Origin of the sequence: Paraburkholderia sediminicola (genome assembly GCF_902859805.1) — a bacterium.
GTDB classification, from domain to species: Bacteria; Pseudomonadota; Gammaproteobacteria; order Burkholderiales; family Burkholderiaceae; genus Paraburkholderia; species Paraburkholderia sediminicola.
Genome location: NZ_CADIKC010000027.1, coordinates 1 through 5,992 on the forward strand (window position 1 = coordinate 1; position 5,992 = coordinate 5,992).

Consider the following 5,992-nt stretch of genomic DNA (forward strand, 5'->3'; position numbering starts at 1 on the left):
AAGCGCTACAGCTCGACGCACTGGTAGCCGACGGTGAACTGCAGGTGAGCTGGCGCTACCGCACGAACCGGCTCACACAGGAGGAAGTCGAAACATGCGCAACCAGCTTCATGCAGCAGCTGCAAAACATGATCGACGCAGCACAACGTCCGGCGACGCGACTCTACGCATCCGACTTCCCACTCGCACGGCTCTCGCAACCAGCGCTCGACGCACTGAAGCTAGACCCAGAATCCGTCGTCGACATCTATCCTGCAACGCAAGCGCAGCAGGGCCTACTGCTGCACACGCAACTCGGTGCAAGCTCAGGCATCTACGTGAATCAGCTTCGGCTGACGTTGCGTGGCCCACTCGATGTCGCTGCGTTGCGTGACGCCTGGCGCGTCGCTGCCGCGCGGCACGAAATCCTGCGCACGGCCTTCGTCGTTTCGCCAGACGCGGACATGCTGCAGGTCGTACATCGCGAAGTCGAGGTGCCGTTCGCCGAACACGACTGGTCCTCGCTCGACCCTGTTACGTACGACGAAAAACTCGCTGCCTGGCGTGAGGCGGACGTGGCGCGCGGTTTCGATATCGAAGCACCTCCGTTGATGCGCATTGCGCTGATCCGTCGTCCGGACGGCGCGCATGATCTGATCCGCACGCATCATCATGCTCTAGTCGATGGCTGGAGCGGCGCGCGCCTGCTGGGTGAGATCGTCGACGAATATCGCACACGTCTGCAGGGTTCGGTGTCGGCGCGCCCCGCGCCCGCGCGCTATCGCAACTACCTCGAGTGGCTCGCATCGACAAACCGCGAGAGCGAGTCGCATGCATGGTGGCAGGAGCGGATCGCGTTGCTCGACGAGCCCGCGTTGCTCACCGCGAGTCTTGGTACGCCCGTTTTTGCAGCCGGAGAGCAACCGTCCGCTGATGCGATCAGCACACGCGAATTAACATTCGACTCAGACCTGAGCGAGCAGTTGCGTGCCGCCGCGCAGCGCTACCGCGTGACCTTGAACACGCTGATGCAGGGTGCGTGGGCGTTGCTTTTGTCGCGTTACGGCAACCGCGGGCAAGCGGCGTTTGGCGTGACGGTCGCCGGACGGCCAGGCGACCTCGCCGGTGCACAGGACATGCTCGGTCTTTTCATCAACACGCTGCCAGTGTGGACAGATGTTCCCGACGGCGCACGGCTGTCCGCATGGCTCGCCGCTTTACAGCAGGTCAATAGCGCAATGCGCGAGCATGAACAGACTCCGCTCGCACAGGTTCAGCGCTGGTCCGCGCGCACCGGCGATGCATTGTTCGACAGCCTGCTGGTCTTCGAAAACTATCCGGCCGACGAGGCGTTGTCCTCAAGCGACGATCTGTTCACCGTCGACGCGCTCGATTCGATTGAACGCACGCACTATCCGTTGACGCTGACCATCGTGCCGCGCGGCGCGATCACGTTGCATTGGGCGTGGCGCGCTGCGCGCTTCGCTCCGGCAAACGTCGAAGCCGTGAGCCGTCATTTTGTCGAACTGCTGGCGCGTTTCACCGAGCCAGAGGACCCGTTGCTTGCGTCGATTGCGCTTGCTCCTGTTCACGCAGTGGCTGCGTCACCCGTGCAAGAGGCATTGGACACGGTCTGCTTCACGCCGGTGCATCGTCGCATCGCGGATCACGCTAACGGCGCCGCTGCGGCTCGCACCGCCGTGGTCAGCGGCGACACGACGCTGAGCTTCGGACAACTCGAAGCATGGTCGAACCGCATCGCGCAACGCTTGCGGCGGCTCGGCGTGAAAGACGACACCTGTGTCGCCGTTTGTGTCGATCGATCGGTGGGACTCGCGGCTGCCTTGCTCGGCACGCTGAAGAGCGGTGCCGCTTACGTGCCGCTCGATGCGTCGTATCCGGCTGCGCGACTCGCCGCGATGCTCGACGACGCGAAGGTTGAAGTCGTCGTCGCAGATGAAACCTGCGCGCAGATGCACGCGACACTTTTTGCCGATCGCGTGCTGGTTCGCATCGACGAGGTGGACGACGAGCGCAATGCACCGTTGCCCGACGCCGCTTCGTCGTTCGACGAAAACCGGCTCGCCTATGTGATTCATACGTCGGGTTCGACCGGCCGTCCGAAAGGCGTGGCGGTCACGCACGGCGCACTGGCGCGGTTGTTGTCGTCGATCGGCGAACGTCCGGGCGTTTCGGGCGCCGACACGCTCGTCAGTGTGACGACCGTGTCGTTCGACATCTTCGCGCTGGAGTTGTATGCGCCGCTGATGGCCGGCGCAACGGTCGTCATCGCGCCGCGCGCGGTCGTAACGGATGGGCAGCGCCTTGCCGCGCTGCTCGACGACAGCGGCGCGACGATGATGCAGGCCACGCCGATGGGTTGGCGCGTGCTGCTCGAGGGAGGCTGGCGCGGCGCGCACGGCCGGCGGTTTGTCGCGCTGTGCGGCGGCGAAGCGCTTGCACCGGATCTCGCCGCGCAATTGCTGGCGCGTGGCGTCGAACTCTGGAACATGTACGGCCCAACCGAGACGACAATCTGGTCGAGCGTCGCGCGCATCGTTTCCGCCGCTTTGCCGATCACGCTCGGCGAAGCGGTCGGACATACGGTGTTGCGCGTGGTGGATCGCGCCGGCCGTCACGTGCCGGTGGGCGGGGTGGGCGAGCTGTGCATCGGCGGCGCCAATCTGGCGCGCGGCTACGTGGGGCAGGCCGGTTTGAGCGCCGAGCGTTTCGTGCCCGATGCGCTCGGTGAACCGGGTGCGCGCCTGTACCGCACGGGCGATCTGGCGCGAGTGCGTGTCGATGGCGGGATCGATTATCTCGGCCGGCTCGATCAGCAGATCAAGTTCCGCGGCTACCGGATCGAGATCGGCGAGATCGAGGCGCAACTTGCGCGTAGTGCCGGTGTTCGGCATGCGGCGGTTGCGCTGGCGGGCGAGGGCGCGGCACAGCGCCTCGTCGCGTTCGTGGTGAGCGATAACACGCTCGATGCCGCGCGCGTGCGTCACGAACTCGGGCAGGTGTTGCCTGTGCATATGACACCGTCCGCGATCGAACAGATCGACGCGATGCCGCTCACGTCGAACGGCAAGCTCGATCGCAAGGCACTGCTCAGCATGGCGAACGGAATTGGTGCGCAGGGGGCATCGACACACCGTGCGCCGCCTTCTACCGACACCGAAAAGACCTTGTGCACGTTGTGGGCTCGCGCGCTCAACGTTGCCGACGTGGCCAATGTGGGTGTCGACGATGACTTTTTCGAGCTCGGCGGTCACTCGCTGCTCGCGGTGCGGCTGGCGAGTCAGATGGCGGCTGAGTTCGGCCGTCCCGTGGATGTCGCGCAACTGTTCAGGCTGGCAACGATCCGGCGCATTGCGCTTGCACTCGACGAAGCGATTGGGCAAGCCGCGCGCGATGAAGAAGACGATTCGGCCGACCAGTTCAAGGATCTGCTGTCGACGCTCGACGATTGAACGGATCAGGAAACAAAGGGATATTCAATGAGTGTGAGTTCAGGACGTCAGGACGAATTGCTGGGCCTGTCGAAGCAATATGCGGCATTGCCGGCGGATAAGCGCGCTGTGTTCCGGCTGCGTGCTGCCGAAAAGGGACTGCCCATCGATCGTTTGCCGATCGTCGCGTTGTCGCCGCGGCCGGCGCGCGCGCCGCTGTCGCATGCGCAGGAACGTCTTTGGTTCTTGTGGCGGTTAGAGCCGTCGAGCTCGGCGTATAACGTGTCGCGCGCGGTGCGCATGGTGGGCGCGTTGTGTGCGGATGCGGTGCGTCGTGTGTTCGAACAGCTGGCCGCGCGCCATGAAAGTCTGCGTTCGCGTTTTGGCGAGGAAAACGGCGTGCCTTATCAAACGGGGCTAGCGGTACCGGCGTCCGGCGCGCGCGAAGTGGTGTTTGCATGGCGCTTTGAGGATATTTCGGGTGACGAAACAATTGCGAACGACGCTGAGCCACAACACGCACAACTTCAGGAACGGCTCGGTGACCAGGCGCGCGAGCCGTTCGATCTGGAGCGCGGTCCGGTGATGCGTGTCGTGTTGACACGCATTGCCGCGGACGTGCACGTGCTGCAGTTCACCGCGCACCACATCGTCACTGACGCATGGTCGATGGATCTGCTCGGCCGCGAATTTGCGCAGCTTTACGAAGCGGGTGTGCGCGGTGCGGATGCCACGGCCGAAGCGCTGTCGTTGTCGCGGTTGCCGCGGTTGCATTACGCGGACTTCGCGCAGTGGCAGCGCGACTGGGCCGGCGACCGACGCGCCGATGCCGAGCTGGATTTCTGGCGCGGCCGGCTAGGCGGCGAACGGAGCTTGCTCGCGTTACCGCTTGATCGTCCGCGTACGGTCGAGCGCAGCATGGAGGGCGCGCGTTGCGTTGTCGCGGTTCCGCGTGAGACAGCGGACGCGCTACTGCGGACCGCGCGCACGAACGGCGTGTCGCCGTTTGCCGCGTTGCTGGCCGTCTACTGCGTGCTGCTTGCGCGATACAGCGGCCAGCATGATTTCTGCGTCGGCGTGCCGGTGAGCGGCCGCGAGCGTGCGGAGACGCATGGGTTGGTCGGGTTTTTCGTCAACACGCTGGTGATCCGCGCGGAACTGTCGATGTCGATGAGCATCGGCGAACTGTTCGCCCACGTGGGCGAGCGAGTGGCCGAAGCGCAGGCGCACCAGGCCGTGCCGTTTGCGCGTGTGGTCGAAGCCGTGCAGCCGCAACGCGAGCGTTCGCACTCGCCGCTGTTCCAGACGATGTTCAACTACGAAGTGGCCGGACGTACGGAGGATACGGAACTCGCGGGCCTTACGATTCGTGCGGAAGCCGCTTCGACGCGGACAGCCCGTTTCGATCTCGTTCTCAATGTGCTCGACGATAGCGATGGTCTGCGGTTGACGTTCAACTATGCGGTCGATCTGTTCGACGCGTCGACGATAGAACGGGTGAGCGGTCACTACGTGGAGCTGCTGGAACAGATGTGCGCGTCGGGCGAGCGCCGTCTGTGTGAACTGTCGATGGGGGCAGGCGCGGGGGCTGCGAGCGCGGCGCAACGTGCGTCGTATGCGTATGTGCCGACGGTCGCGCGTTTCGAGTCGCGTGCGCAGATGTGCGGCGATACGCCGGCCGTGATATGCGGCGATGAACGCCTCAGCTATGCGCAGCTCGACGCGTGGGCGGACCGCCTGGGTGTGGCGCTGATGCGCGCGGGGGTGGCGCACGAGGACCGGGTGGGGGTGTGCCTGGAACGCTCGGCGGGACTGGCCGCGGCGTTGCTGGGGATCTGGAAGGCGGGCGCGGCGCAGGTGCCGCTGGACCCGTCGTATCCGGCGGCACGGTTGCGCGACATGATCGGGGATGCGGGGGTGCGCTGCGTGATCGTCGATGCAACGAGTGCGGCGCAGCTGTCGGCGGTGCTTGAGGGCTGCGTGCAGGTGAGGATTGGGGAGGTTGGGCCAGTCGATGAACCGGTTGAAGGGCAGGCCGGTGAGGACGGCAATGAACACGCCGACAGGCAGACTGGTGATCAAGCTGGTGCACATGCCAATGAACACGCCGGCGAGCAGGCCGGTGACCAGGCAGATGAGCAGGCCAATGAGCAGGTCAATGTGCAGGTCAATGGGCAGCCCGATGGTCAGTTCGGCAGGCAGTTCGATGAAGCTGCCACTGCCACTGCCACTGCCACTGCCACTGCGGCTGCCGGCGGAAGTGCCCGGCCGGATACGTCGCGTGCCCTGCGCGCACTGCGCAAACGCACCGCATCGCTCCACCCGGAGCAGCTCGCCTACGTGATCTACACGTCGGGCTCGACCGGACGGCCCAAGGGTGTAGCGGTGAGCCAGCGTTCTCTCTCGCTGCATCTGGAAGACTTCATTGGCACCTATGGGATCTCGTCGCAGGACACGCTGCTGCAGTCGTCGACGATCAACTTCGACGTGGCGCTGCACGAACTGCTGCCGGCGCTGCTGATGGGCGGACAGGTGTGCATGCGTGGGGCCGCCGCATGGGA

At 65.0% G+C, this 5,992-nt stretch carries 2 protein-coding genes; both read left to right on the top strand.

Going from position 1 to position 5,992, the window contains the following annotated elements:
- The coding region (locus R8871_RS38235; RefSeq protein WP_175055075.1) for a non-ribosomal peptide synthetase at positions 1-3,452 on the top strand (3,452 nt) is incomplete at its 5' end.
- 27 nt (positions 3,453-3,479) lie between these two features.
- The coding region (locus R8871_RS38240; protein ID WP_175055076.1) for a condensation domain-containing protein at positions 3,480-5,992 on the top strand (2,513 nt) is incomplete at its 3' end.